The following is a 26,775-nucleotide window of genomic DNA, read 5'->3' on the forward strand; positions in this document are numbered from 1 at the left end:
GTCGTTCCTCGTTCGCTGCCGCTCACTGCCGCATCCTCGGGTCCTCGGTGGGGTCGGCATACATGCGCGGGCAGCCGTCGTCGGCCGCGTCGGTGCGCAGTTCGTAATGCCAGGGTTCGTTCCGGTAGATCTGGCACAGCCCGTACGCCGCGCCGTGCGCCGACAGCCATTCGGCCGCGTCGGACTCGCCGATGTCGGCCGCGTCCCCCGAGACGTGCGGCGACGTGGCCGTCGTGGCCACCCACCGGGCGGCCGCCTCCTCGGATCCGTACTTGGCGACGGCCTGCCGGAAGAGCTGGTCCTGGTACTTCGGGGAGCGCCAGCCGCTGTTCACGTAGAACTCGGTCCCCTCGCCCGCGGCCGCCGTGGCGGCGCGGCGCAGGGCCTTGAGCAGGCCCGGATCGAGCTTGGTCACCGCGGGAACCGTGTCGTCGAAGACCGTGACGCCGTCGGGCACGACTCCGTCGGCCGCACCGCTCGCGCCGCCGTTCCCCGCACCGGGAGCGTGCGGTGACCCGGCATGCGGGGGCGCACTGTGCGATCCGCTGATGGATGGCGACGACTTCGACGCCACCACCAGGCCGAGAGCCACGGCGATCACAGCCACGACGGCCATCAGGACGGCCGCCACGGGCCACCGGGAGCGGCGGGCCGCGGTCACCGCCGAGGGCTGGGTTCGATTCATGCCGCAAGTCAAGGCAGCGCCCTGTTGTCAGCGCGTATGCCGTTCTCGATACGTCGACGATATGTATCCGCTCGTAGCATCGAAGGCATGCGTGTGCTGATCGTCGAGGACGAGCCCTATCTCGCAGAAGCCGTCCGCGACGGCCTGCGCCTGGAAGCCATCGCGGCCGACATCGCGGGCGACGGTGACACCGCCCTGGAACTGCTGAGCGTCAACGCCTACGACATCGCGGTCCTGGACCGCGACATCCCCGGGCCGTCCGGTGACGAGATCGCCACCCGCATCATCGCCTCCGGCAGCGGCATGCCGATCCTCATGCTGACCGCGGCTGACCGCCTCGACGACAAGGCGTCCGGATTCGAGCTCGGCGCCGACGACTACCTCACCAAGCCGTTCGACCTGCGTGAACTCGTGCTCAGACTCAGGGCACTCGACCGCAGACGCGGCCACAGCAGGCCGCCCGTACGGGAGATCGCCGGACTGCGGGTGGATCCGTTCCGCAGGGAGGTCTACCGGGACGGCCGCTACATCGCGCTCACCAGGAAGCAGTTCGCCGTACTCGAGGTGCTCGCCGCCGCCGAGGGCGGTGTCGTGAGCGCCGAGCAGCTCCTGGAACGCGCGTGGGACGAGAACGCCGACCCGTTCACCAACGCCGTGCGCATCACCGTCTCGGCCCTGCGCAAACGGCTCGGCGAGCCGTCGATCATCGCCACCGTGGCGGGCGTCGGCTACCGCATCGCCCCGCGCTCCGAGGCCGGGCGCCAGGGGGCGGACCGTGGCTAGGGAGCCCGGACTGAGCGTGCGCGTGAAACTCACGCTCAGCTACGCCGGGTTCGTCATGCTCGCCGGTGCCGTCCTGCTCGCCGCCGTGTGGATCTTCCTCCTCCAGAACGTCCCTGACGACTGGGAACAGCGCGTTCTCCACACGAACCCCAACCGGCAGCTCCTGCTCCGCACCTTCGCGCCCGCAGCGGCCATCGCCATGGCGTTCCTCCTTGTGTTCGGGCTCCTAGGAGGGTGGCTCCTCGCCGGTCGCATGCTCGCCCCGCTCACCCGCATCACGGACGCCACCCGCAGGGCCGCGGACGGCTCGCTCTCCCACCGCGTCCAACTGCCCGGCCGCGAGGACGAGTTCCGTGAACTCGCCGACGCCTTCGACACGATGCTCGACCGGCTCGAAGCGCACGTCGCCGCGCAGCGGAGGTTCGCGGCCAACGCCTCCCACGAGCTGCGCACTCCGCTCGCCATCTCGAAGACGCTCCTCGAAGTGGCCCGCACCGACCCGGAACAGGACACCGGCAAGATCATCGACCGCCTGCGCACCGTCAACACCCGGGCGATCGACCTCACCGAGGCCCTGCTCCTGCTCAGCCGCGCCGAGCAGCAGTCCCTCGCCCGCGAACCCGTCGACCTGTCACTCGTCGCGGAAGAGGCGGCCGAAGCGCTCCTCCCGCTCGCCGAGAAGCACGGCATCACCCTGCGGACCGGCGGCGACATCGCGTACACCGCCGGATCACCCGCGCTGCTCCTCCAGCTGACCACGAACCTCGTGCACAACGCGCTCGTGCACAACCTGCCGCGGCAGGGCACCGTGCGCGTCACGACCGCCCGCGGCCCCCGGACCGTGACGCTCACGGTCGAGAACACCGGCGAGCCCGTCAGCGCGGAACTGGCCGCGACGCTCACGGAGCCCTTCCAGCGGGGCACCGAGCGCACCCACACCGACCACGCGGGTGCCGGCCTCGGCCTGGCCATCGCCGAGACCATCACCCACGCCCATCACGGCACCCTGACCCTCGCTCCACGCCCCACCGGCGGCCTGCGCGTCACCGTGGAACTACCGGCGGCGCCCTCGGTCACCACCAAGTGAGCTGCTCCGGCGGCCGGTTCGCTCAGTAGAAGCGGCGGATGAAGATGTCGGATGTGTTGTTGGTGTCGTCGGGGACGATGTCGTCGGCGGTGGAGTGGAAGACGACGTCGCGTCCTGCGGTGCTGACGGCGTCGGTGGTGGCGGTGGCGGGTTGTTGGGAGACGGTCTCGTCGGTGGCGGTGCGCAGGTCGCGTAGGGCGAGGGCGGGTCCGGTGGTGTCGAGCGGGGTGTGGAGGAGGTAGCGGCCGGTGGGGTCGATGGCCACGCCCTTGACGTTGGGCACGAGTTGGGCGGTGCCCGCGCTCACGTCGTAGACGTAGGTGTCGTTGCCCGAGAGGTAGACGGCTTTGGTGCCGTCGTCGCTGAGCTGGACCAGTGAGGCGTCTTTCGACGGTCCCTCGATGGGGCCGGTGGTGGTGCCGGTGGTGCGGTCCCAGACGAAGACGTCCTGGGTCTGGCCGTTCTGGTAGGCGACGTAACGGCCGTCACCGCTGATGGACGGCCGCGACGGCTGGGTGTGCGTGAGGACGGCGACGGTCTGGTTCGCCCCGGTGTTGCTGTTCTGCACCTCGATGCGCTGCCCGAAGGACGGCTGCCTCGGGGCGAGGATGACATGAGCGACGTAGCGCCCGTCCGCGCTCAGCGAAGGCTGATTGCAGGTGTAGGCCGAGCAGTTGAGGGAGGCGGTCGCTCCCGTGCGCACCTGGTACTGGCGGATCCGCACGTCGTTCACCCACTGGACCGGATAGGCGACGTACTCCCCGTCACCGCTGATCACCGGGGCCTGGACCGGGCGCAAGTTGCCCATCCGCAGGTTCTGGTTCGTCCGCTGGTCGCGGACGAACACCGTGGCGTTGCCCGTCGCGGTGTCGGACGTGAGGTTCGTCGCCGACGACGAGAAGACGACACGGCGGCCGTCCGGCGTGATGGAGGGGTCAGAGGAACTGCCGTCCCCCTGCGTGCCGTCGGCCGCGACACTGATCCTCTCGACACCAGCCCCGCCGAGACCCGCCGCACCCCCGGGCCCGGCGAACGCCGCCCCGGGCAGCACCGCCGTCACCGCACAGGCCGCCACCGCCACACTCAACGCGGCCCGCACACGTCTAGCCGAGCCCCGATACGTATTTCTCCTCATTTTCCCCCCATGAAGAACACGGTCCGTCCTCCAGTTCCCCACTGGAGGTCCACACACATGGAACCGGCAGGGCGCTGTGGGGTCAATGGGTCACATGACGTATTGAGAGACGCGATTTCGGTCATGTTCGGTCATGTGAAGAGCCCTGGCAGCTTGGTCGGCCAGTAAATGCGGCGTAGTTCGTCGAGGAAGAAGGCGTGGAAACGGGCGAGCGTCGCCGCGGAACGCGGGCCCGTCATGCGGAAGGTGGTGAGCTGGCGCAGGAACGCGGGCAGTGAGATGTGCAGGATTCCGGCGGCGACGATGTCCGCCGCGCGCTCCTCGGCCTCGGCGTCCTCGCCCGGTCGCCTCTCCAGGTGCCCGTCCAGGAGGACGTACGGCAGCGTGGTGGTCGCAGGCCACAGCCTGGTGAGCCCTGCGGGAGCGAGGTCCTTGACGCCGATCATGGTCCGGGCGGCTCCCGTGCCGTCGGTGAGGAACAGCCGGTAGCGCAGCTCGCGATGGTCGGGAGTCCGTCCGGGACCGAAGAGGTGGAACTCCCCGCCGGTCACCGGCCGACGGCCGCCGAGGCCGGCTGCCTCGATCCAGCCGTCCGCGCGTGCGGGATGCTCTCGCCGTACGAGGAAGTCATCGATGTCGTCGATGGTGAGGGTGAGCCGGGCCCGGAGCGGTTCGCGTGTCGCGGCGCGCTGCGCGGCCCGCGGATCGCCCACTCCCCGCGCGCAGCTGCCCGTCATCGTCTCGGTGAACTGCACCGAACTGTGCGGTGTGTAGGTGGCGAGGACTTGAACGGGGACGTCCGGCTCGGCGTGCTTCTCCGGCTCGGCGCGCTCCTCCGGCTCGGCAGACATCTCCGGCTCGGCCGACATCTCCGGCTGGACGGGCGCGGCCGACGAGGCGAGCGGCTCCGATTCCCGCTTCTCCAGCAGCCGGGTGCACGCCCGGTCGGCGAGCGCGGCCACCGTCAGCGCGGGGTTGGTGCCGACCGGACCCGGCAGCGCCGCGGCGTCCATGACGTACAGGCCCTGATGGTTGTAGACCTCCCCGAACTCGTCGCAGACGCCCTCCACTTGACTCTTCCCCATGGGAGCGCCGCCGCAGGGGTGGACGGTGATGATCCGCTTGAGCAGCCAGTGCGGGCTGTCCGCGTAGCGCCCGTCGAGGGCCTCGGACACCGCGCGGAGTGCCGCGCGCAACCGCGCGTAATGCTGGGCGCTGCCCGCGGTGGACCACTCGGCGTCCAGGGCGCCGCGCCGCAGCACCAGCACCCCGTCCGGTGTGTCCCGGCCCATGCCGAGCAGCGGCAGGGAGCTGTCCGACAGGGCGCCGTCGTCGAGCAGACCGGCGAGCGAGGCGGCGACCGTGTCCGGGTCGCCCACGGCGCGTGCGGCGAGTTGCCGCAGCAGGAAGCGTCCGGCCCGCCCCGCGTCCTGCGGCAGCCCGGCCGCTTCGACCAGCCAGCCGACGAAGCCCGGATAGCCGCCGTCCTGGATGTAGGCGCCCCTTCCCGGTGGTACGACGCCGGAGTCGGGCTGCCCGTCGAGGTCGTCGGGCAGCCGGATGGTGCTGGTGATGACCGGGCCTCGGCTCGGGTCCACGCTGGAGGGGCGGGCGCCGCGGCCTTCCTTGGTGCGGACGGCGAACGACAGGATGTCGCCGTTGCCGGAGAAGCGGGTGCCGAGGGCGGCTCCGATCCCCGGGAGCTGCCGGTGGTTGCGCAGCAGGAGGTGGGAGGTTCCGTAGGTGCCCGCGGCGAGGACCAGGCGGTCGCAGTGGAGGGTGCGGACCCGCACGGGGCCGGCGGGCAGGCCGTCCTGGTCCGGGTCGTGCCGTACGTAACCGACCTCGTACCCGCCGCGGGCGGCAGGGCGGATCGTGCGGACCTCGTGCCCGGTGCGCAGCTCGGCGCCGTGTCGGCGGGCGGCCGAGAGGTAGGTGAAGTCGAGGCTGTTCTTGGCTCCCTCGTTGCAGCCGATGTTGCACTCGCCGCACAGTCGGCACGTCCGGCGGATGGCCCCGTGCAGGTTCTCGCCGTCCGGTTCCACGACCGGCAGGCCGATGGCGGGCTCGGCGCCCGGCCGGGGAGCGAAGCTGACGGCGAGCGGCGGCAGGGAGTGTTCGAGTCCGAGCCGGTCGGCGGCCGTGCGCATCGCACGGGCCTTGGGCACGTCGCCGTACCCGGGGGCGTCCAGCGGATAGGGCGTGGGGGTGAGGACCCGTTCCACCGCGTCGTAGTGCGGGTCGAGGTCCGCGCGGGTCACCGGCCAGGATTCGTAGCCGCCGCCCGGCAGTTGCTGCCGGTCGACGAACCAGTGCTCGTCCTTGCGGAGCAGCACGTTGGCATAGATGAGGGAGCCGCCGCCGAGGCCGCTGGCGACGACGGAGTCGAAGTGGCGGAAGCTGCGCACGTCGAACAGGCCGTACGAGCCGGTCCCCGGTGACCAGAGGGCGCGCGACGCCTGGGCGGGTGTGCGGGCGAAGCTGCCCGGCGGGTAGCCTCGGCCGCGTTCCATCACCATCACACCGAGACCTGCCTGCGCCAGCCTGGCGGCGGCCACCGAGCCGCCGAACCCCGAGCCGACGATCAGGACGTCGACGTGCTCGGCCGTGGTCGTGTTCCGACTGTCCCGGGCCATGTCAGACCGCCCGCCGCTGGATGAAGTCCAGGATCACCGGGAAGACGTCCACGTGTGCCCTCTTGCCGATGATCGGGTCTAGATATCCGTAGCCGGGCAGCACCGCCAACTCGTGGCGGCCGGGAGCCTCCTGGGCGAGCCGCCGGTGGCAGACCACGTTGGAGTCGGCGAAGACGTGGTTGTCCTGCCCCGTCATGAAGAGGATCGAGGTGCTGATGTCCGCGGCGTGGGCGAGATAGTCGTCGGGCAGCGCCGCGTGACGGCGGTCGCCGGGGGCGGCGTACTTGACCGCACGCCCCGCCCGCACCATCTTGCGGATGTGCCGGTAGTACTGGAGTCCGGTGGGCCCCAGCAGATCGGCGATCCGGTCGTGCGTCTCCGGCTCCAGGTTGGCGTGGCTGTAGAGGGCGGGCCAGCCGGCTCCCCACATCAGACTCACCAGGTGGCAGGCGGAGTTGTCGCACTCCGGGTGCCCGAGCGACACCAGTCTCGACAGCGCCCAGGAGCGGGTGAAGCGGGCCGAGGACCCCATCCTGGGATCGATGGCCGACACCCCCAGCACGTGTTCGAGCAGCGTGGGGGCGAGTTCGATCTTCCACTGGGACCAGCCGGGCACCTTGAAGACCAGGCCCACGCTCTGCGCGACCATGCTGGTGATTCCCTTGACGGTGCCCGCGGCCAGGCTCATGGCGAACGACGTGGAGCCCAGGCAGTGGGCGACGACGTGGAGGCGCCGCTGCCCGATGTGGCGGCGCAGTTCGGCGAGCATGGCCGGATGGTCGTAGTGAACGACGTCGTCGAGGGAGAAGTCCCCCGGCTCGGTGTTGTACGGATACCGGTTGCTCAGGCGGAGGTCGACCGTCCACACGTCGGGGAAACCGTGGTCCAGGAGATAGGTCGCCAGGTTGTAGTGCTCCGGCATGATGAACAGGTCGCTCGACGCGGTCAGACCGTGTACGAGGAGGACGACGTCGTCGCTCTCCCCTCGCTGAAAACGCGTCAGGTTCAGCGCGAGACCGTCCCCGGTGGTGAACGGATGCGTCGAGATCCACGCGTCGGGCACCCCCTCGAGCGTGTGCCGCGCAATACCGTGCCCCATGCCTCTGCCCCCGTCTTCGCGTGACGCTCTCGCCGCGACGCGAACTCTCCCCGCCATGCTGCCCAGCGCCGTCCGCGTCGCACTCCGGCGAAGTGGCAACGGTAGATGTCCTGGTCAACTGTGCGCATCCGGCGGACGGTTGACCCGCCACTAGAACCCTTGCGGTAGTCGCGCGACAGGTCCAACCAGTGCGGTACGAGGACGTAACTCACTGGTATGAGAACCCGTCATGTCACCCGGCCTGCGGCGCGGGCAGCTGCCACCGTCCCTCGCTGAAGAGCGCTCCGGTGGGACCGTCGGCGCCGAGCGTGGCGGCCCCGACGACGTCCATGGCGCTTTCGGCCGCCGGGCGGTCGCTCGCGTCGTCGCCGCGTTCGGGATGGGTGGCGGTGTTGCCCGGGTCGACGGCGTTGACCAGGATCGGGGTGTCCGCCAGCGCGCGGGCGAGCACGGTGGTCAGGGCGTTGAGCATGTACTTGGCCATCGAGTAGGCCGGGGAGCGCAGGGGCGCGCCGAGGTCGAGTCCGGTGGCGATCTGCTGGGCGGACAGGCTGGAGACGTTCACGATCCGGGCGGCGGGCGCGGCGGTCAGCAGCGGCAACAGCGTCTGGGTCAGGCCCCAGGGGCCGATCACCGAGACCTCCATCGCGGAGCGCACCACGTCCATGTCGGCCTCCAGCGCGCTCAGGGTCGCGAAGTCGGGCATGCCGCTGGCGTTGTTGATCAGGACGTCGAGGTGGCCGAAGGCCCGCGTGAGGTGTGCGGCCGCGACGTCCATGCTGGCCCGGTCGGACAGATCCACACACAGGGCGGTGGCCGCGTACCCGTCCTGCCGCAACCCCTCGGCCAGCGGCTCCACGGCGGCGAGGTCGCGGCCGGTGACGACGACGTGGAACCCGGCCTCGGCGAGCCGCGTGGCGACGGCGAAACCGAGACCGGCCGGGCGTCCTGCCCCGGTGACGAGGGCGGTCTTGAGCGTCATGACTGTGCTGTCCCTTCGGGCGACCGGACGAAGCGCGGGCGCGGCCGCGCACACGCCGACCACGATCCTATTTCCGGCGTAGCCCATGCCACCGGGTCAACTGGGCAGAAGTCCGGGCGAAAGGGCAGACCGTGACGGCCGTTCAGGGCAACCTCCACGCATAACCGCTGGCGAAGTCACCCACGTAAGGTGCACTCTTAGTCTCCGCACCTTACGGAAGGACCTCCATGGACGCCGAACTCATAGGTTCCTGGGTCGAGGGCTGGGTCGTCTCGCGCGGCGCCGCGCCGCCCGTCGTCGAGCCCTGGGGCTTCACCGTCGACGTCGGGCAGAGCGGCCACGTGACCCGGCACGTACTGCAGGAAGCCGACGAGCCGTTGGTCCGCAAACTGACGGAGTCGGCCACCGCGCCGGGCACCTGGCTCAAGGTCTTCCTGCCGCCGCGGACCGTCGCCCCGTGGGTGGCGTACGGCTGGCGCTTCGACGACGACGGCTTCCTGATGTCGACGGCGCTGCACCCCACCGCCGCCGACGCCCCCGACGGGTACCAGGTGCGGGTGTGGACGTGGGGCGGCCTCACGCGGGTCCTCGTCCTGGCGTCGGACGGCGCGTTCGCCGCCCGTGGACAGGTCGCCGTGCCGGGCCCGGGGCGCACCGCCGTCTTCGACCAGATCGAGACCTCCCCGGATCACCGGCGCAAGGGTCTGGGCAGCCTGGTCATGCGGAAGCTGGGCAACGCCGCCGTGGACGCGGGCTCCACGACCGCCGTACTGGCCGCGACCACCGAGGGCCGGGCGCTGTACGAGTTCCTGGGCTGGCGCACCCACCGTCCGCTGACCAGCCTGGTCCGCGAGGCGCCGGCCGCTGCTGATCACTGAGCCGTAACTGCCGTCCGCGCTCAGCTGCTTGTCGACGACCCCGCGCGCCGGAGAGACGTTCGGGACGACGTCAGACGGTCGTGAAGCGCCGCGAACGCCGTGAACGCGAGGGGGAGGGTCACGGCCGCGGCGACGAGGATGCCGACGATGACGGGCGCGAGGATGCCCGCGTAGTACGCGGCGAAGAAGTTACCCGTGGCCTGCTCGACGAGGGACCGTACGAGGGGGCGCAACGGCAGCGCGAGGTTGGTCACCAGGACGAGCACCCCGGTGATGAGCGCGGCCAACGGGAGCGCGAGGGCGAGGACCCTGACCAGTCCGGTGCGCGTCCACATCAGCGACCAGGAGCGGCGCAGGGCCGCGCCGGGGCCGAGGCCGTCGGCCGCGGCGGCCGGGGCGAGGGTGAGCGCGAGGCGCAGCAGCAGGGCGACGCCCAGCGCGGCCAAGGGCGAGTCATCGACGAGCTCGAAGGCCAACGAGTCACGTTCCAGCGGCAGCGGGGTGTCGAGGTGGTCGCCGGTGTATCGGTCCGCCACGATCCCGGTGAGCAGCGGCAGGGGCCATACGATCAGGCCGCGCAGCGCGTACACGGCGAACACCGACCGGCGCCGTGCGCGGGCCTCCGCGGGTGACGGGTCGTCCTCCAGGGGAGGTTGCCGGGCCCTCGCCGCCACCGCCTGGGAGCAGGCGGTCTGGAGAACGGCTCCACCGGCGCCGAGCAGGACCAGGAAGAGCGGGAGCGTCCAGAGAGCGACCTGCACCAGGTCGGTGTGCTGGTGCAGGTAGGGGTCCTCGAGCTGGTGGTACCTGATGCGTTCGTTGCGCATATGGGTGAAGAGCGGCCAGGAGAGCGCGAATATCGCGGCCGTCATCAGCAGCCCGGCGAGTCCGGACAGGCCGACGACGCGTGCCGTCGTCCCCGCGAGAGCGCCCCGGTACCGCCGCAGGGCCCCGAACGCGGAGACGGTGACGCCGCGTTCGGCGCTCCCGCTCCTCGGTGGCACCGTGCGGTCGTGCTGTATGTGCATGGACGAGCCTTCTGGAAGATCGGAATCCGTTCTCGCCTAGGACGCGTGACGGGCCCGGCACGGTTCTCCGGACCCGTCACGACCTGGTCTGCGCGAATGCCGTCTCCTCAGCGGAGACCGTCCACTCGGTGGATGCCGTCTCCTCGGTGAGTTGGCCTCCTCAGGGGAGGTGGTCTCCTCAGCGGCGGCCCTTCATCCGTTCCACGCCCACCACTCCGAGCGCGGCGAGGCCGACCTGGATGGCCAGTTCGATCCAGTCGATGCCCTTGGTGTCGGCGACGTCGAAGGCGCCGGCGATGCCCGTACCGACGAGTGCGGCGACGATGCCGACGAGGATCGTCCACCCGATGCCGATGCGCTGACGGCCGGGGATGGCCAGGCGGCCCAGAATGCCGATCACGATGCCGATCACGATCGCGGTGAAGATGCCGGAGATCTCCATGCCCTCTTGCCTCTCGTCGCTCGGATACTTCGACAGAGCTGTCGATCCATGTGTTCCCTGACACCGGGGACCCAGTCCCCCTCACGTGGCCATCAGGTCCACGCGACCATCGAGTTCACGCGGCCATCAGGGACGTGACATACGCATCCAGTCGCTCCGCGACGCATCGGGCCGTCAGATCCGTCCTGCCCACCTGCCGCCACGCCCGCGTCACCTCCGCCACCTCCTCCGAGAACGACAGCGCGTCCCGCACGCTCCAGTACCGCCGCTCGCTCGCGCCTTCGGCCAGGACGCCGCCCGCCTCCTCGTACGCCTCGGTGAACCGCGGACCCCACGCGGGGCCGTGCAGCAGCGCGAGGTTGGTGGCGCAGTGCGCCACATCCAGATCCGCCGGGCCCCACGAGGGCTGCGCCCAGTCGATGACGCCGGCGATCCGGGTGGCCGACGGGCTTGACGGCACCACGTCGAACAGCACGTTGCCCGGCTGGAAGTCCCGGTGCAGGAAGCATCCTTCGTAGGGCGGCGCGGGCTGGCGGATCACGTCGATCGCGTCGGCCCACGCCGTCACGTCGGCGCCCTGCGGAACGACGACGCTGTCGGGGGTCGTCAACGCCTCATACTTCGGGGGCTGTTGATCCGGTCGCAACGCGTGGATCGCCACGAGCTGACGGGCCAGCAGGGGGACGCGCGTCTCGATTCCCTCGTCGTCGAGGACCGTCCGGCCCGTCAGATGCGTCATCAGCAGCGCCGGATGCTCACCATGGGCCGCGGTCGGGTCCACCGCGACCAGGTCGGGAGCCGGCACGTCGGTCCCCGCGAGCAGGGTCAGCGCGCCGGCCTCCCGGGTCAGCCAGTCCTCGGCCTGCGCCACGCCGACGAAGGTCCGCAGCACGAGGTCACGCGTGCCTCCGCCCGGCCCGGCGATGGCCAGCCTGCGCACCTCGGCGGTGATGCCGCCGTGCAGCGTCTCGGAACCGACGATCCGTTCACCGGCCTCCAGGTGCCGGCTGACCCAAGCCCGTGCGCGTGGTCGGAGATCTGCTTCTGCCTCATGATCGGTCACCGTGCCACCCAACCATCCGGGCGGCGGCACGGCACGTTGTTAATCCCCGGCCGACGCGCCTCAGGTGCCCAACTGGGCGCGCAGGGCAGGCTGGAGGCGCTCTCCGTGGGCGCGGACCATGTCGTCGCACAGCTGCCAGATCCGCTCGACGGGCAGGGCCGCGGCGGTGGCCGGGTCGGTCATGGCCGCGTGCCGGATGTGGCGCGGCTCGTCCTCCAGGGCGGCGCGTACGACCAGGTCGTTCATGCTGAGATACGTCCGGTTGAGCGCGGCCAGTTGGGGCGGCAGGGAGCCGATGCGGGTGGGCTGGATGCCCGAGGCGTCCACCAGGCAGGGCACTTCGACCACGCCGTGCGCGGGCAGGTTGTCGATCAGGCCGTGGTTGGGGACGTTCCCGTAGACCGTGCGCGGGGTGCCGGTGACGACGCTGTGGATGATCTGAGGGGCGTACTCCATGGTGCCCTCGACGGCCAGGGGCTCCCCCGCGGCCAGGGCCCGCCGTGTGCGCCGGTACTCGGCGACGTTCTCCTCGACGATGCCGAGGTAGGCGCCGATCGGCAGTCGCAGCCGCTCGACCTCGCTGTCGTGGTGCAGATACCAGGGCACGTACTCGCTGGAGTGCTCGCTGGTCTCCGTCGGATAGTGGCCGAGCCGACGGTACATGTCCACGCGTACGCGGCGCCGCAACTCCGCCTCGGATGCGATGAGTTCGTCGAGCTTGGGGTACAGGTCACGCCCCTCGTGCTCGAAGCGCAGCACCCACGCCTGGTGGTTGACCCCGGCGGCGCGGTAGGTGATCTCCTCGTACGGGACGTCCACCAGCTCGGCCAGGTCCCGCATCGTCCAGTACACCGAGTGGCACAGGCCGACGACCTTGGTGAGGCCGGTGGCGGCGGTGAGGTACTGGACGTTCATGGCCATGGGGTTGGTGTAGTTGAGCAGCCAGGCGTCCGGGCAGACCTCGGCCATGTCCGCGCCGAGCTCCCGCAGGAAGGGGAACGTGCGCAGGGCGCGGAAGATGCCTCCGATGCCGAGCGTGTCCCCGATCGTCTGCCGCAGACCGTGCTTGGCGGGTACGTCGAAGTCCGTGCGGGTGGCCTCGTCCATGCCGATCTGCACGATGTTGATGACAAAGTCGGCGTCCGCGAGGGCCTCTCGGCGCTCGGCGTGCGCGGTGATGGTGGCGTGTGCCGCCCCGCGCCGCTCCGCGATGTAGCTCGCCGCCGCCCGCGCGGTGGCCAGGCGTTCGGGGTCGATGTCGTGCAGGGCGATGTGGGCGCCGGTCAGTTCGGGGAAGGCGAACAGGTCGGCGAGCAGGCCTTGGGTGAAGACGACGCTGCCCGCGCCCATGAAGGCGATCTTGGGGTGGGTCATGAGGTGGGTGCTCCGGTGCGGGTGGTGTGGTTTTCGGGGGTGCTGCGGGTACTGGGGGTGCTGCGGGCACTGAGGGTGCTGCGGGTGAGAACTTGGTCCCAGGTGGGCTGGGCGCGCGTACCGCCGTGCGCCTGGGTGGACAGGGCGCCGCAGATGACGGCGAACTCCAGTGCCTCGTAAAGGGGTTGACCGACCAGGGTCGCCGCGATGAACCCTGCGTCGAAGCTGTCGCCCGCCCCGACCGTGTCCCGCGGCGTCACGGGCAGCCCCGGGGCGCTCAGCAGGCGGCGGCCGTCGTGGCACAGGGCGCCGTCCGCACCGTTCTTGACCACGACCAACGGGCCGCGCGCGGCGAGCAGTTCGGCGGCCTGCTCCGGGGTCCTGGCGGCCGGTCCTGCCAACTGCCTGGCCTCCGCCGCGTTGGGCAGCAGGATGTCGGTCTGGGCGAGGACGTCGTCGAGTCCGGACCAGGCGCCGGAGGGGTCGTCCTGGGTGTCCAGCGAGGTGGTCGCGCCGTGCGAGCGGGCGGTCCGCAAGAGCCTTGGCAGGTCGGCGGCGAGCCGTGGCTGGAGGAAGTACGAGGCGCTGTGCACGTGCCGGCTCGCGGCGAGCAGCGCCTCGGGGACGTCCGCGCCGCTGGTCGCGGCGAGGGTGCCGGGCGAGGTGAGGATGGCGCGGTCGTCGTCCTGCGTGAGGACGACGGTCAGGGGGGTCAACAGCGCGGGGTCAGTGTGCAGGGCGTTGGTGTCGACGCCCCGGGCGGTCAGGGCGTCGCGGACGTAGCGCCCGGCGTCGTCGTCCCCGACGCGGCCCGCGAACGCGACCTTCAGGCCGAGGCGCGCGGCCCCGCAGGCCATGATCGCGGCGGAGCCGCCGAGGGTGAGGGAGCCGGCGTCGACGAGTTGTTCGCGCTGGCCGAAGGCGAGCGGTTCGGTCAGAGGTCCGAGGATCACGTCGGGGTTGGCGTCGCCGATGACGAGCAGGTCGTACCGGTGCGGCATCACAGGTCCTTGAGGTCGTACGGGAAGAAGGCGGGGACGGGGGAAGCGGAGGGTGCTCAGCCCTTGATGCCGCTGGAGGTGAGGGACCGGATGAACGTCTTCTGCGCGGCGAGGAAGGCGAGCAGCACCGGGAGCACGGTGATGACGTTGCCCGCCATCACCGCTGACCAGCGGGTGTGATGTGTTCCCTGGAAGGTGGTGAGGCCCAGTTGAAGCGTGTACTGCGTGTCGTGGTTGATCGCGATCAGCGGCCAGGACAGGTCGTTCCACGTGGTCAGGAAGGTCAGCACGGCGACCGTGGCGAGCGCGGGCCTGGCAAGGGGCAGCACGATCGACCAGAGCACGCGCAGCCGTGAGCAGCCGTCGAGCCAGGCGGCCTCCTCCAGCTCCCGGGGCAGCGAGAGGAAGAACTGACGCAGCAGGAACACCGCGAACGGCGTCACGAGCGAGGGCACGATGAGCGCGCCGAGCGTGTCGATGAGTCCGAACTGCTTCATCACCAGGAAGGTGGGGATCATCGTCAGCTGGAACGGCACCGCCATGGTCGCCAGCATCAGCGCGAGCAGCGCCCGTGAGCCGCGGAAGCGCATCCGGGCGAAGGCGTAGCCGCCGAGCGCGCCGAAGACGAGGTTCGAGGCGACCGACACGGTCGAGACGATCACCGAGTTGAGCAGCCAGCGCGGGAACATGCCGTTGCCCAGGACGTAGCGGTAGCCGCCGAGGTCGATGCCGGAGGGCACGAGGGCGGGCGGGAACCGGTTGAACTGGGCGTCGCTCATCACGGAGCTGACGAGCAGCCACAGCATCGGCAGCGCGAACAGCACGGCGAGCGGCGCGAGCAGCAGGTGCCAGGCGCTGAAGGGCAGTCGCGGTGCGCGGCGGCGGGCCTCGGCGGGCCTGGTGACAGGGCGCCGCGCGGCCTTGGACAAGGTGCTCGTCGTGGTCATGAGGAGGCTGCTTCCGTACGGGGGCGGCGCTCGCGGCCGCGGACCAGACGCAGGAACACGGCCGGTACGAGCAGCGCCAGGGCGAGCACGTACGCGGCGGCGGCCCCGTATCCGGCGGTGAAGTTCTTGAACGCCTGCTCCCAGATGAAGTAGACGATCACGGTGGTGGAGCCGAGCGGGCCGCCCTTGGTGGTGACGTACACGAGGTCGAAGACCTGGAGGGCCTGGATCGTCTGCCACAGGAGCAGGAACACGCTGACGGGGGCGAGCGTGGGCAGGGTGACGTGGCGCAGCACGTGCCGGTGCTCCGCGCCGTCCAGACGGGCCGCCTCGATCAGTTCCTTCGGTACGTCCTGGAGGGCGGCGAGATAGATGACGGTGCAGAGTCCGGTGCCGCTCCACAGGGAGATGGCGATCAGCACGTACAGCGCCTGTGAGGGGTCGGTGAGGAAGCCCTGCGCGGAGACGCCGAGCCGGTGCAGTACGGAGTTGGCCGCGCCGAACTCGGGGTCGAGGACGAAGGAGAACAGGACGCCCTGGGCCGTGGCCGAGACGACGAAGGGCACGAAGAAGAGGGTGCGGTAGAGGCCGACGAAGCGGATCCGCCGGTTCAGGGCCAGGGCGAGCGCGAGCCCCGCGGCGATGCTGAGCGGCACGTACAGGAGCGTGTAGAGGACGGTGTTGCGCACGGCCTCGTGGAAGTGCGGATCCTGGGTCAGGGCGCGGTAATTGTCCAGGCCGACCCAGCGGCTGGGGGTGACGAGGTCGCTGGCGCGGAAGGACAGCAGCAGCGACCACAGGACGGGGACGACGCTCAGGCCGACGATGACCAGGACCGCCGGCGAGACGAAGGCCCACGCGGTGGCGGCCTCGCGTCGGTGGCGGCGGCGCAGGGCACGGGGTGCGGACCGGTCGGGCGGCACGGTCAGGGGTGCGGGAAGTCGGGGCATGTCAGGTCCTCAACGCGGGATGAGCAGGGCGGCGTTGGCGTCTTCGGCGCAGGCGCGGAGGGCCGCTCGCGGACTGGCGCGGCCGAGCAGTACGGAGACGATGGCTTCCCCCAGGGCCTGGGAGATGCGGGGGTAGGCGGGGTGCACGGGTCGTACGCGGGCGGAGGGCAGCGCCTGCGCGAAGACCGGCAGGCCGGGCGTCTCCTCGGCGTGCGCGCGCCAGGCGGGGCTGTCCTCGCTCCCCCGGCTCAGTGGCAGGCTGCCCGCCTCCACGTCCCAACGGCTGTCCTGGGAAGGGTGGGTGAGCCAGCTGACGAAGGTGCGGGCGGCCTCGGCGCGGGCCTCGCCGTTGTCGAACACCGTCCAGGTGTCGGGCCCCGAGATGGTCACGGGATCGCCGTCGAAGGTGGGCAGCGGCACCACGTGGTAGTCGAGCTTGGCCTGGGTGATGTCGGGGAGCTCCCAGGGGCCGGTGGGCACCATGGCCATCCGCCCGGACAGGAACACCTTGTACATCTGCTCGCTGCCCGGCTTGGGGTCGACGTAGACGCTCTTGTCGCGCACCAGGTCGCGGATCACCTCCAGGGCGCGTACGCCTTCGTGCGCGAAGCCGATGTGTTTGCCGTCCTCGGCGATCACGTCGCCGCCGAGCCCCCAGATCAGGGGCCACAGCCGCCACACCGTGTCCTCGTCGCCGGTCCCTGGCCAGCCGGTGCCGAAGCGGCCCGCGCCGGTGTCGGTCAGTCGGCGGGCCAGATCGGTGAACTCCGCCCAGCTCCAGCCGGGTTCGGGCAGCGCGACCCCGGCATCGGCGAACACCTTCTTGTTGCAGACCATGGCCAGGCAGTCGACGACGGCGGGCACCGCGCGGACCCTGCCGTTGACGGTGACGGCCTGCCGCGCCGACGGCCAGTAACTCGTCCAGGGAGTGGGCCTGTCGCGTACGTACGAGGTCAGGTCGACGACCTGCGGACTGCGCGCCACGCTGGCCAGGTCCGAGCCGAAGACGAACGCCACGTCGGGGTAGGCGCCCGAGGCCAGCGCCGCGGTGATCTTCTGCAGCATGGTGTCCGCGAGGACGCCACCGCCCAGATCGACGCGGATGTCGGGGTGGGTGCGGTGGAACTCGGCGACGAGGCTCTTGACGACCTTCAGGGCGGTGTCGGTCTGCCCGTGCCACACCTGGATGGTGACGGTGCCGTCGGCCGCGACCCCGTCGGCGGCGTCCGCGCCGCATCCGGTGACCGCGCCGGCCGCCGCCACGAGCCCGGCGGCCGACCCGGCGCGCAGGACAGTGCGGCGCGTCGGCGCGCCGGGCGCACGGGGTGTTGGGGTCATCACTACCTCCCTGAGGGAACACGTGAGAGTCGAAGTGCGCTACGGGCAGGTCCCGTTCCGCCTACGTCGCGGCCTCCTGGAGCGGGCCGCGGGTCGCGCGACGGGTGTCAGCAGGTCTCGCGCACGTATCCGCTGCTGCCCGCCGGTGATACGCCGACGTCCCTGCGCACGATGCTCAGCCGGTCGCCCCACTTGTCGCAGGCCGTGCGCAGTCCGCTCGCGGTGTACTCGATGACGACGACGTCGTCGCCGTACTCGGCGGTGAAGTCGTCGCACTCGTCGTGGGCGCCGCACTCCTCGACGACGGCGAAGTCGAGCCCGGTCGCCTTGCCCGCGCCGGCCAGTTCGGCGGTGTTCTTCTGCGCGATCGCCAGACCGCGACCGTGCGCGCGGTCGGCCAGGAGCGAGATGTACGCCTTGGCCTGAGTGCCCGTCAGGTAGTCGGGGAAGCGGGTGAACGTGTCGTAGTTGTCCGGCTCGACGGCCTGGAATCCCTTGTCCGCGCAGCCGTCGATCCAGCCGCCCACCTTGGCGGCGATCCGCTGCCGTTTGTCCGCGGTGCGGATGTCGAGGACCGCCTCGCCCCAGTCCCCGTCGTAGACGACGTCGCCCTGGGCGTCCCGCAGGAGGAGGTCGTCGTCCCACTCCCCCTCCGCGCCGGGCTGGGCCTGGAAGGCGTTGACGTAGCAGATGTTGTACAGGCCGGGCGCCGGTGCGGCGCCGTGGTCCCGGCTGACGACCCGCACTCCGGACGGCGGGGTGTACGCGCCGCCGATCTGGTAGTCGAATCCGGCGTGGGCGGGCGGCAGGGGGACCGCGGCCGTGCCGGCCGCGGCGGGCGAGGGGGCGAGGAGGCAGGTCGCAGCGCCCGCCGCGAGGGCGGCGGTCACGGTCATGCACCCGCGCAGCACACGTGTGAGGCTCATCGAGGAGCTCCAGATGTGGAGGGCACGTCCCCGCCTCGGACCCAGAGTGGTCCTGGCGACTCAGTCCGGGCTCATGGCGAAGGCCAACTACCGGCTGGGCGTACCTCTGCGCCGACTGCTCGGCGTCGACGTGTCAGGGAGTAAATCGAGCGCCGCCGACCGTGTCAAGGGATCGGACATGAGCGATTGTCGGTCAACTCGCGCAGAACCGCGCACGATTCATGCTCGTTCGGCGGCCGTCAGGGCGGTCCGCGGCTATCCTTGCCGCGTGCTGAGAAACGACCGCCACGTGCGCATACTCGAGCATGTCGCCGCGCACGGCAGCGCGGACGTGGGCAGGCTCTCCCAGCTGCTCGGCGTCTCCCACGCCACCGTGCGCCGGGACTTGCGGCAGTTGAGCGAGCAGCGGCTGCTCGAGCGCACGCACGGTGGCGCGGTGCTCGGCGGCCTGGGCATCGAGCTGCCGCTGCGACACCGCCTCGATCAGCGTTCGCCGCAGAAGCAGGCGATCGCGCGGGCCGCGGCCGACCTCGTCCCCGCCGGTGCCGTGGTCGGCCTGACCGGCGGAAGCACCACCAGCGAAGTGGCCAGGCTGCTCGCCGACCGGGGGCCCGTCACCATCGTCACCAACGCCGTGAACATCGCCGCGGGTCTCGTGCTGCGCCCCCACGTCACCTTGATCGTGATCGGCGGGACCGCGCGCAAGGAGAGCTACGAACTGGTCGGCCCCATCGCCGAGAAGACCCTCGCCGACCACCACACGGACATCACCTTCCTGGGCGTGGACGGGATCAGCGCGGCACACGGCTGCACCACGCACGACCAGTTGGAAGCCGCGACCGACCGCGCGTTCGTGCGGCAGAGCGGCAGGACCGTCGTGGTCACCGACCATTCCAAGCTCGGCCGTGCGACCTTCGCGAAGATCTGCCCGCTCGCCGCCGTGCACACCCTCGTCACGGATTCCGGTGCGCCCGGTGCCGAGGCCGAGTTGGACGCCGTCGCGGCCGCCGGGGTGCGCGTCGTCGTGGCGTGACGCGCACCCGCGCCGCGCGTTTGACGTGGCCTTTTCCGTCGCCTACGTTCATGTGCGGCCGGTCGCGACCACCGGCCCAGAGGCACGCCCAGCCGGTAACCCAGGCCTCGCGCCGTAAGCCCGGACCAAGTCGCCAGGACCGGTGTCCGCGTCCGAGGCGGGGACGTGTCCCCCTCCTCTTCGGAGCCTCACAGCCATGCGCAACAACCCGGCTCGCCCGCGGCACACGCCCTTCGCCCTCCTCGGCGCGGCGGCCGTCCTCTCGCTCCTCGCCACCGCGTGCTCCGGCGAGAACACCTCGCGAGCGCCCGAAGGCGCGTCCTCGTCGGGCGCGCCCTCGTCGTCGGCGGTCACCCCGCCTCCCGCGCACGCCGGCTTCGACTACCAGCTCGGCGGCGCCTACACGCCTCCCGAGGGCGTCTCCGTCGTCGTCCGCGACCACACCTCCTCGCCCGCGTCCGGCGTGTACAACGTCTGCTACGTCAACGCCTTCCAGGCCCAGCCGGGCGCGGAGCAGGACTGGGACGACGACCTGCTCCTGCGGGACGACGCGGGCAAGGTCGTCATGGACAAGGACTGGGACGAGACGATCCTGGACATCAGCACCAAGGCCAAGCGAGAGCGGGTGGCCGAGAAGGTCGGCACCTGGATCGACTCCTGCGCGCACAAGGGCTTCAAGGCCGTGGAGCCCGACAACTACGACAGCTACACACGCGCCCCCGACGGGCTCCTCACCCCCGCCGACGCCAAGGCGTTCCTCGCGCTGCTCGCCGAACACGCCCACGACAAGGGCCTGGCCATCGGCCAGAAGAACACCGCGTCCCTGGCCCGGGACCGCAAGCGGGTCGGCCTCGACTTCGCCGTGGTGGAGGAGTGCGGGCAGTACGACGAGTGCGGCGCCTACACGAAGGCGTTCGGGGACCGCCTGCTGGTGATCGAGTACACCGAGCGGGGGCTGAAGAAGGCGTGTGACGGCTGGGGGGACAAGGTCAGCATCGTGCGAAGGGACCTGGACGTCGTGCCTGCGGGCGACGAGGGCTACGTGCGCGAGACGTGTGCGGACCTGTGACGGCTGACGGCTGACGGCTGACGGCTGACGGCTGAAGCCGGGCCCGGGGCGCCGGGCCGAGCATCGTCGGGCGCTAGTGCGACCGATGCGCGTAAAGGTCCCTGAGCAGGGAGATCTCCGCTCCGTGATGGATCATCTCGCGGTGGATGTGCAGCACGAGCGTCGCCATCGGCTCCTTCGCGAAGGGGCCCTCCGCCTCGCCGCACGGCCGCGCCAGGCCCTCCTCGCCCAGGCCCCGCACCCCGGCGATCCACCCTGCGTACCCCGCGTCGAGTTGGTCCAGCGCCTCGGCCGCGGTGCCCGGATACGCGTACGTCATGTAGTCCATGGGCGGCCCGCCGAAGTGCGCGGCGGTGCGGACGCCGAGCACACCGACGAGGATGTGCCCGAGGCGCCAGGCGATCGTCGTGACCGGCGCAGGGACCGGCTCCGGGTAGGCCCAGTCGATCGTGAAGGCTCCGGAGCCGCCCTGCACCGCCGCCGTGCCGGTGCCGCGTGGGCGCACGGTCCAGCAGTCCGGTACGGGCTCCCAGAAGTATTCGTCGTCCGTGAGGCCGTCCAGGCGCGCGCGCAGCTGGTGCTGCCAGTGCCAGTCGAGCTGGTCTACGAGGAGTGCGTTCCAGTCCAGTGCCATGGGTGACACGCTAGGGCGGGGCCGCGCCCGGCGCCCCCTGGCGGTGCGCGCGCCCGTGTGTCCTACCTTCCTGGGTGCCCGGCGGATACCCTGGCGAGATGTTCAAGTCTCGCAAAGTGCGCACCGAGGACGCCTGGAGCGGCACCGTCGTCGACAAGACGCGGGCGGCCACCGACGGCTCCAACCTCTACCACTACGTCGAGGTCCGCCTCGAGGACGGCACGTCCAAGAAGGCCCGCATCGAGAAGGCCCTGTGGGAGTCGCTGACGACCGGCGACCGCCTCGTCAAGGAAGCGGGGGCGACGGCTCCGGCCAAGGCACCTCGGTAACGGACGACCGGGCGCGCCCCTCCCCCCGTCCGGCATGACGGTGTGACGGCGTCTCACGCGGGAGCCGGGAGGTCCATCAGCGCGAGCTTCGCCGGATCGACCATGGCCGTGATCTCGGTGATGCGGCCGTCGACGACGGTGAACGCGAGGACGGAGAGCGGGGTGCCCGCCTCGCTCCAGGAGAGGACGCCGGGCAACCCGTTGACGATGGCTGCCCGGCCCGATGCGGCCGCGCCCGCGGCCAGTTGCGCCCCGGCGGCGATCCTGGTGGCGCCGAGGGTGACGACCTCTCCGGCCGGGGTGTCGATGGTCATGCGGACCTCCGGATGGAGTACCCGCAGCAGCTCCTGGAAGTCCCCGCCGCGCGCCGCCGCCAGGAATGCCTGGACCACTCGGCGCTGCTCCCGTCCCGTACCCGTGGGCCGCCCGGTCGTCCGGACCTTCTTGCGGGCGCGGCTTGCGAGCATCTTGGCGGCCGCGGTGGACCGGTCGAGGATCCTGCCGATCTCGTCGAACGGGACCGCGAACAGGTCGTGCAGCACGAACGCGAGCCGCTCGTTGGGCCCGAGCGAGTCGAGTACGACCAGGAGCGCGAGCCCCACGGAGTCGGCGAGCAGCGCGTCGTCCTCGGGCACGGGACCGTCGTCGAGCGTCACGACGAGCTCCGGCAGCCGGTGGTCGTAGGGCGCCTCCGGACGGGCCTGGCGCGAGCGCAGGACGTCGAGGCTGATGCGCCCGACCACCGTGGTCAACCAGCCGGCGAGGTTGTCGATGGTCGCCGCGTCCTGGCGGGAGAGCCGCAGCCAGGCCTCCTGCACCGCGTCCTCGGCGTCGGCGTGCGATCCGAGCATGCGGTGGGCGACCGCGTGCAGCCGCCCGCGCTGCGCCTCGAACGCCTCGGCCACCGGGTTCGTCGGGCTGGTCTCGTTCACGTCGTTACCTTCCTCGGCTTCGCTCCGTCGTGAGGATGACGGGCCCGGACGGGCACAGGTAACCGAAGCAGGAGCGAAACTGATGGAAGCACGTATGAAGGGCGCGATGAACCCCGACCTGGGCACCGCGATCCAGCACCTCTACAAGGCGATAGGCGCCGGGGGCGTCGACCGGCGCCTGCTGGCGCTGGTGCATCTGCGGGCCAGCCAGATCAACGGCTGCGGCCCGTGCATCTTCGCCTCGGTCGAGTCGGCGCGGAAGGCCGGCGAGACGGAGGAGCGGCTGCACCACGTGGCCGCCTGGCGTGAGACGCCCTTCTTCTCCGCGGAGGAGCGCGCCGCACTGGCCCTTGCCGAGGCCGCCACACGGATCCAGGACGGTGCGCCCGGGGTGACCGACGACATCTGGGACGCCGCGGCCGACCACTTCGACGAGGCGCGGTTGTCGGCGATCGTCCTGGAGATCGCGACGACCAACTTCTTCAACCGGATCAACCACACGATCCGGGAGCAGGCCGGCAAGACCTGGTGACCCGGGCGGGCGTCAGCGGCTGCGCGGTCGGCAACGCCGCAGCTCGGGGGCCAGTTTGCCGGTCACGAGTTCGTCCGCGACGAGCCGTCCCGCGGTCGGCGCCAGCATGATGGCGGAGTGCATGACCGCGACGTAGACGGACCGGTCGTGGGTCACGTATCCGATGACGGGTCCGTGCGCGGGCATGGGGCGTGGGCTGGTGCGGTGTCCCAGTGAGCGGCACCGGCCACTCCCCCGGAACGCCGCCCGCACGCGCCGGAGCGCGACCTGCCCGGCGTCCTCGGCCGCTCCCGCCGTGACCACGTCCTGCGGCACGACCACCACGAGCTCACCGTCCCTGATCTCGCGGACCTCGAAGTCGCGGCAGGCCACGATGGCCCTGACGAGACCGGGTGGTGCGGTGATCCGGGCGAGGGTGGCCGGCGACGCGGCGATGTCCAGGTCGACGGAGAGCGGTGCGCAGAGCTCGGGAATGCTGGTTCCCGCGGTGAGTACGACGGTCGTGGCGGCGTGGAACCCGCTCGACGACCGCACCCCCTCGACGCGTCCGCCGGTCACTTGGAGTGCCTCGACGGCGCTTGCGTAGCGCACGGTCGCCCCGTGGGCTTCGGCGGACGCCACCAGTGCGTGGCTCAGGGCGGTCGGGTCGACGCCCGCGTCGCTCGGGGTGTGGATCGCCTGGCCGGGCGGTTCGCGCAGGTTGGGCTCCAGAGCCGCGATGTCGGTCGGCCCGACGAGGAACTGGCCCGGCCTCGGCGGTGGGACCCGAGTCGCCTTGTCGACCCAGGCCAGCGAGCCGGTGCGACGGACGGTGACGCCCGGCAGTTCGGCTTCCAGGCGCCGGTGGTCCGCCATGACGTACTCCCGTAGGTCTCGCGCCCCACCTGGCCAGTTGCCTCCGGCATCACTGATCCACGCGAAGGAGCCCGCGGTCACCCCGGACGCCGGTGCGGGCCCTTGTTCGAGGAGAGTGACCGGAACACCCTGACGTGCCAGGTGGTAGGCCACCGACGAACCGACGATTCCCGCACCGACGATGACAACGTCGGACATGAGGCGTCCTTTCGCCGGGAGCGGCGGCCGACCCGATCAGTCGTTGATGGCCTCGATGCCCTGGGCCTTCAGCGCCGCGAGGTGGTCCCGCATGTGCTGAAGGACCTCGGGCGAATGCCCCTGCCAGTCCCGGAGTTCCGCGAGGACGCGCAGGGCCTCGCGGGTACGGTACGACCTGGTCGGGTTGCCGGGGAACTTCTTGTCCGTCAGGTTCGGATCGTCCTCGAACGAACCGGTGGGTTCGACGAGGTAGATCCGCTCGGCCCCCTCGCCTCCCGCCAACTCGGCACCCCAGACGGCGGCGTCCAGGGTCGCCGTCAGATAGACGAAGTTCGCCGTGCAGCCCTTGCCGTAGTTGGAGCCATACCCGGGCTCCAACAGGGCCCCGACGGCCACATCGGCCTTCGTACCGTGGAAGAAGGGTCCGGGATCCTTACCGCCCCACCGGATCGGCTCACTCACATGCGCCCCTTGAACGTTGATGGTCCGGGCCACGGTATCCCGGGAGGCGCGAGCCGGAACGGATCTGGGCGAGGACGTCGCAGCGCGTCAGGCCGTCACCCACGCCCCTTCGGTGGAAGAGCGATCCGGGCACGGAAGCCCTCGCACTGTTCGAGCGCTGCGTCGTGGGGACAGGCGAGCAGCTCGCGCAGATAACCGCAGGCGGTGTCGAGTCGCGTCAGCTGGGCTTCGATGGCGGCGATGCGAGCGGTGACGGTGTCGCGCCAGTCGGAAGTGTCGGCGGGCTCGGCAAGGACCGCGATGATCTCGTTGAGCGGCATCTGTCCGGTGGTTCGCCACAGACGGATCAGCGCGACCCGGTAGATCTGATCGGCGTCGTAATAGCGCTGGCCGAAGCGTCGACGCGGCGTGACGAGGCCGCGGCGCTCCCAGTAGTGGAGTGTCGAGACGGGGAGATCGAAGTGGTCGGCGACTTGCCTGATCGAAGCCAGATCGTCCATCGGGCCAGTTGAACTCAACCCCGGTTGAGCGGGCAAGGTCGGCCGCACGGAACCGTCGGGGGCCGCCGCAGCCACCTAGAACGCTGGACGGTGCGGTCGCCTCCCAAGGGAAAGGATCAGCATGTCGGTGACTCTTGGTGTCTGTCTTCCGACCTTCGAGCGTGGCGACGGGGGCATGCGCGAGATCCCCGCGCTCGCGCGGCACGCCGAACAGGTCGGCCTGGACATGGTGTGGGCGGGTGACCACCTGTGTGCGCACATCCCGTTCCTGGAGAGCGTGGTCGCGCTGAGTGCGGCCGCCGCGGTCACCGAGCGTGTGCGGATCGGCTTCGGGGTCATGCTGCTCGCGTTGCGGCAACAGGCGTGGGCGGCGAAGCAGTTGTCGTCGTTGCAGTACCTGTCCGGCAACCGTGTGGTGCTGGGGGTCGGCACGGGCATTCACCCGCAGGACTGGCCGGTCGGCGGAGTCCCGTTCGCCGGGCGCGGCCGCCGGACGGAGGTGATGCTGCGGGCGCTGCCGGATCTGTTCGCGGGCCGGCCGACCCCTCTGTTGACGGTGCCGGGTGGGCCGGTGCTGACGCTCGAACCCGCTGTTCCCGCGCCACCGGTGTGGGTGGGCGGCATGTCCGACCGCGTGTTGCGACGTGCCCTGGAGCACGGCCTGTCCGAGCGGCAGGCCCTCCGTCTGGTGGTGAGTGGCCCTCCCGAGAAGCTGGCCGAACGGCTCGACCACTACCTTCGAGCGGGCGCACGCACCTTCGTCGTCAACCTGTCGGGCGACAACCTGCGTCGGCAGTACGAACTGCTCGCTCGAACCCGCGAGCTACTGCCCGGCTGAGTCCCACAGAAGCGCCGCCGCTCCGCTAGGAGACGAAGCCCCGGGTGACATGTGTGCCCGACCCGTCGTTCTGTGCCTGGTAGTTGGACTCGCCCACGCAGTCGCTGTACTCGTAGTTGGCCCTTGACGTGCCGCTCAGGCCGCCGCCGTCGGTGGAGGTGGGGCCGCCGAAGATCGCGTCGGACCTGGGCATTTCCGCGCAGCTGGGGATCCCGGCGTAGTACTCGACGAAACCGCCCTGGGAGCCGCGGAGGTTGCCGCTGCCCGTCGGGAGCGTGTAGCTGCCCAGGTGGGTCTCCTTGCCGGTGACCGTGTCTCTCGCCGTGCCGGTCCACGTGTCGGCTCCGGTGCGTTCGACCTTGATGTCGTAGCGGTGGCCGTACACCGCGTCGAAGTCGACCGCGCAGGTGACTCCGGGACCGCCGTCGGCGCCCGGATGGCAGAGCGGGTCGGTGGTGGTCGAGCCCGCGACGAAGTTGGAGAACCGGGCGGAGAGGCGTTCCTTGCCGCCACTGTTCGGTCGCGGCTGGAGGCCCGTGTAGCCCACGTCCGCGGCGTTCGTGAAGCCGAACTGCTGGGCGAAGTAGATGCCCGCCTTGTGGGCCGTGCCCTTGTTGACCGTGATGGGGAAGGTGACGTCGCGCAACCCTGCCGAGGGCGCGCCGGGGATCGACCAGCCGATCGACACGTTGCCGCCGCCGACCGACGCGGCAGCGGGGTCGGACAGCGCGAACAGCAGCCCTGCGGCCGCGGCGGCCGTGCCGCAGCGCCGCCAGGTCTTGGCTCCGGTCATGTGCTGGTCCTCCTCTGTGTGGGGGCGAGGACTCCGCGTGGGGGCGGAGAACAGTGCTGGGGCAGAGAACGGTGCTCACGAGCCGTCGGCGCCGAAGGGCACCGCATGTGGCCGGGTGACGGAGCTCAGTGTCGTCCTCTCTCCCCTCCCCCACGCCATGGACATTCACAGCACGGGCTTGGACTCTCCCTCAGGCCCCGCGAGGCCGGGCAGCGCTCGGTTGAGCCGTGGCAGCCACCAGAGCAG

General features: G+C 71.0%; 28 protein-coding genes. 8 read left to right on the forward strand and 20 right to left on the reverse strand.

Translation table 11 applies throughout. The features are described from left to right. Window positions 1-22: 22 nt before the first annotated feature. A complete protein-coding gene (locus ACIO9J_RS42660; RefSeq protein ID WP_402011085.1) occupies window positions 23-685 on the reverse strand; it encodes a M15 family metallopeptidase in 663 nt (220 codons plus the stop codon). A gap of 87 nt (window positions 686-772) precedes the next feature. Between ACIO9J_RS42660 and ACIO9J_RS42665 the strand changes: the two genes are divergently transcribed. Beyond that, window positions 773-1,468: a response regulator transcription factor gene (locus ACIO9J_RS42665; protein WP_402011088.1), complete on the forward strand. Its 696-nt coding sequence runs from the start codon at window positions 773-775 to the stop codon at window positions 1,466-1,468. Window positions 1,469-1,478: 10 nt separating this feature from the next. Then, complete coding sequence (locus tag ACIO9J_RS42670; protein WP_402011177.1) at window positions 1,479-2,555, forward strand: sensor histidine kinase; 1,077 nt, start codon at window positions 1,479-1,481, stop codon at window positions 2,553-2,555. Window positions 2,556-2,577: 22 nt separating this feature from the next. Here the strand turns inward: ACIO9J_RS42670 and ACIO9J_RS42675 are convergent, their stop codons facing one another. The 4 genes from ACIO9J_RS42675 to ACIO9J_RS42690 form a co-directional block, all read right to left on the reverse strand. After that, on the reverse strand, window positions 2,578-3,654 hold the full coding sequence (locus tag ACIO9J_RS42675; protein ID WP_402011091.1) for a WD40 repeat domain-containing protein: 1,077 nt from the start codon (window positions 3,652-3,654) through the stop codon (window positions 2,578-2,580). Window positions 3,655-3,821: 167 nt separating this feature from the next. Beyond that, window positions 3,822-6,326, reverse strand: a complete 2,505-nt coding sequence (locus tag ACIO9J_RS42680) for a GMC oxidoreductase (RefSeq protein ID WP_402011094.1) — start codon at window positions 6,324-6,326, stop codon at window positions 3,822-3,824. Window position 6,327: 1 nt separating this feature from the next. Further along, window positions 6,328-7,389 (reverse strand): alpha/beta fold hydrolase, encoded by a 1,062-nt coding sequence (locus ACIO9J_RS42685; RefSeq protein WP_402011097.1) that lies wholly within the window; start codon window positions 7,387-7,389, stop codon window positions 6,328-6,330. A gap of 268 nt (window positions 7,390-7,657) precedes the next feature. Beyond that, complete coding sequence (locus ACIO9J_RS42690) at window positions 7,658-8,407, reverse strand: SDR family NAD(P)-dependent oxidoreductase (RefSeq protein WP_402011100.1); 750 nt, start codon at window positions 8,405-8,407, stop codon at window positions 7,658-7,660. Window positions 8,408-8,634: 227 nt separating this feature from the next. Here ACIO9J_RS42690 and ACIO9J_RS42695 point away from each other — a divergent pair, with 227 nt between their 5' ends. Beyond that, window positions 8,635-9,285 carry a GNAT family N-acetyltransferase gene (locus tag ACIO9J_RS42695; RefSeq protein ID WP_402011102.1) on the forward strand — a complete coding sequence of 217 codons (651 nt, stop codon included), beginning with the start codon at window positions 8,635-8,637 and terminating at the stop codon, window positions 9,283-9,285. 20 nt (window positions 9,286-9,305) lie between these two features. Here ACIO9J_RS42695 and ACIO9J_RS42700 read toward each other — a convergent pair whose 3' ends face one another. From ACIO9J_RS42700 to ACIO9J_RS42740, 9 genes are all read right to left on the reverse strand, one after another. Further along, window positions 9,306-10,313, reverse strand: coding sequence for a hypothetical protein (locus tag ACIO9J_RS42700; protein WP_402011105.1), 1,008 nt, complete (start codon window positions 10,311-10,313; stop codon window positions 9,306-9,308). Between the two features lie 178 nt (window positions 10,314-10,491). Further along, on the reverse strand, window positions 10,492-10,755 hold the full coding sequence (locus tag ACIO9J_RS42705) for a GlsB/YeaQ/YmgE family stress response membrane protein (protein ID WP_402011108.1): 264 nt from the start codon (window positions 10,753-10,755) through the stop codon (window positions 10,492-10,494). A gap of 115 nt (window positions 10,756-10,870) precedes the next feature. After that, window positions 10,871-11,818: a phosphotransferase family protein gene (locus tag ACIO9J_RS42710; RefSeq protein ID WP_402011111.1), complete on the reverse strand. Its 948-nt coding sequence runs from the start codon at window positions 11,816-11,818 to the stop codon at window positions 10,871-10,873. Between the two features lie 60 nt (window positions 11,819-11,878). Then, entirely contained in the window at window positions 11,879-13,192 is a 1,314-nt protein-coding gene (locus tag ACIO9J_RS42715) for an alpha-glucosidase/alpha-galactosidase (RefSeq protein WP_402011114.1), read from the reverse strand. Next, window positions 13,189-14,193, reverse strand: coding sequence for a carbohydrate kinase family protein (locus tag ACIO9J_RS42720; RefSeq protein WP_402011117.1), 1,005 nt, complete (start codon window positions 14,191-14,193; stop codon window positions 13,189-13,191). Before ACIO9J_RS42720 ends, ACIO9J_RS42715 begins: the two co-directional genes overlap by 4 nt. A gap of 56 nt (window positions 14,194-14,249) precedes the next feature. Next, entirely contained in the window at window positions 14,250-15,140 is an 891-nt protein-coding gene (locus ACIO9J_RS42725) for a carbohydrate ABC transporter permease (RefSeq protein ID WP_402011119.1), read from the reverse strand. Further along, a complete protein-coding gene (locus tag ACIO9J_RS42730; protein WP_402011122.1) occupies window positions 15,137-16,090 on the reverse strand; it encodes a carbohydrate ABC transporter permease in 954 nt (317 codons plus the stop codon). Before ACIO9J_RS42730 ends, ACIO9J_RS42725 begins: the two co-directional genes overlap by 4 nt. 9 nt (window positions 16,091-16,099) lie before the next feature. Further along, the gene (locus ACIO9J_RS42735; RefSeq protein WP_402011125.1) at window positions 16,100-17,428 is read right to left on the reverse strand and encodes an ABC transporter substrate-binding protein; all 1,329 of its coding nucleotides are present in this window, start codon (window positions 17,426-17,428) and stop codon (window positions 16,100-16,102) included. A gap of 107 nt (window positions 17,429-17,535) precedes the next feature. Then, window positions 17,536-18,354: an endo alpha-1,4 polygalactosaminidase gene (locus ACIO9J_RS42740; protein WP_402011127.1), complete on the reverse strand. Its 819-nt coding sequence runs from the start codon at window positions 18,352-18,354 to the stop codon at window positions 17,536-17,538. Window positions 18,355-18,622: 268 nt separating this feature from the next. Between ACIO9J_RS42740 and ACIO9J_RS42745 the strand changes: the two genes are divergently transcribed. Both ACIO9J_RS42745 and ACIO9J_RS42750 read left to right on the forward strand, forming a co-directional pair. Then, the gene (locus tag ACIO9J_RS42745) at window positions 18,623-19,387 is read left to right on the forward strand and encodes a DeoR/GlpR family DNA-binding transcription regulator (RefSeq protein ID WP_402011130.1); all 765 of its coding nucleotides are present in this window, start codon (window positions 18,623-18,625) and stop codon (window positions 19,385-19,387) included. Window positions 19,388-19,583: 196 nt separating this feature from the next. Further along, a complete protein-coding gene (locus ACIO9J_RS42750) occupies window positions 19,584-20,456 on the forward strand; it encodes an endo alpha-1,4 polygalactosaminidase (RefSeq protein ID WP_402011133.1) in 873 nt (290 codons plus the stop codon). Window positions 20,457-20,529: 73 nt separating this feature from the next. On the opposite strand, the gene ACIO9J_RS42755 is transcribed toward ACIO9J_RS42750, so the two are convergent. Next, complete coding sequence (locus ACIO9J_RS42755) at window positions 20,530-21,090, reverse strand: DinB family protein (RefSeq protein WP_402011136.1); 561 nt, start codon at window positions 21,088-21,090, stop codon at window positions 20,530-20,532. A gap of 98 nt (window positions 21,091-21,188) precedes the next feature. Here ACIO9J_RS42755 and ACIO9J_RS42760 point away from each other — a divergent pair, with 98 nt between their 5' ends. Continuing rightward, a complete protein-coding gene (locus ACIO9J_RS42760) occupies window positions 21,189-21,419 on the forward strand; it encodes a hypothetical protein (RefSeq protein ID WP_402011138.1) in 231 nt (76 codons plus the stop codon). 53 nt (window positions 21,420-21,472) lie between these two features. Here the strand turns inward: ACIO9J_RS42760 and ACIO9J_RS42765 are convergent, their stop codons facing one another. After that, window positions 21,473-22,351, reverse strand: a complete 879-nt coding sequence (locus tag ACIO9J_RS42765) for a sigma-70 family RNA polymerase sigma factor (protein WP_402011140.1) — start codon at window positions 22,349-22,351, stop codon at window positions 21,473-21,475. Window positions 22,352-22,433: 82 nt separating this feature from the next. Between ACIO9J_RS42765 and ACIO9J_RS42770 the strand changes: the two genes are divergently transcribed. Next, window positions 22,434-22,883 (forward strand): carboxymuconolactone decarboxylase family protein, encoded by a 450-nt coding sequence (locus tag ACIO9J_RS42770; protein ID WP_402011142.1) that lies wholly within the window; start codon window positions 22,434-22,436, stop codon window positions 22,881-22,883. A gap of 12 nt (window positions 22,884-22,895) precedes the next feature. On the opposite strand, the gene ACIO9J_RS42775 is transcribed toward ACIO9J_RS42770, so the two are convergent. From ACIO9J_RS42775 to ACIO9J_RS42785, 3 genes are all read right to left on the reverse strand, one after another. Further along, window positions 22,896-23,936 (reverse strand): NAD(P)/FAD-dependent oxidoreductase, encoded by a 1,041-nt coding sequence (locus ACIO9J_RS42775; protein ID WP_402011145.1) that lies wholly within the window; start codon window positions 23,934-23,936, stop codon window positions 22,896-22,898. A gap of 36 nt (window positions 23,937-23,972) precedes the next feature. Next, window positions 23,973-24,386: an NAD(+)--rifampin ADP-ribosyltransferase gene (arr, locus tag ACIO9J_RS42780; RefSeq protein ID WP_402011180.1), complete on the reverse strand. Its 414-nt coding sequence runs from the start codon at window positions 24,384-24,386 to the stop codon at window positions 23,973-23,975. 107 nt (window positions 24,387-24,493) lie between these two features. Further along, complete coding sequence (locus tag ACIO9J_RS42785; protein ID WP_402011148.1) at window positions 24,494-24,898, reverse strand: MerR family transcriptional regulator; 405 nt, start codon at window positions 24,896-24,898, stop codon at window positions 24,494-24,496. Between the two features lie 121 nt (window positions 24,899-25,019). Between ACIO9J_RS42785 and ACIO9J_RS42790 the strand changes: the two genes are divergently transcribed. Continuing rightward, window positions 25,020-25,736, forward strand: a complete 717-nt coding sequence (locus tag ACIO9J_RS42790; protein ID WP_402011150.1) for an LLM class flavin-dependent oxidoreductase — start codon at window positions 25,020-25,022, stop codon at window positions 25,734-25,736. A gap of 25 nt (window positions 25,737-25,761) precedes the next feature. Here ACIO9J_RS42790 and ACIO9J_RS42795 read toward each other — a convergent pair whose 3' ends face one another. Then, window positions 25,762-26,529 (reverse strand): hypothetical protein, encoded by a 768-nt coding sequence (locus ACIO9J_RS42795; RefSeq protein ID WP_402011152.1) that lies wholly within the window; start codon window positions 26,527-26,529, stop codon window positions 25,762-25,764. Between the last annotated feature and the right edge of the window lie 246 nt (window positions 26,530-26,775).

Origin of the sequence: Streptomyces sp. NPDC087300 (assembly GCF_044744425.1) — a bacterium.
In the GTDB taxonomy this organism is placed as follows: domain Bacteria; phylum Actinomycetota; class Actinomycetes; order Streptomycetales; family Streptomycetaceae; genus Streptomyces.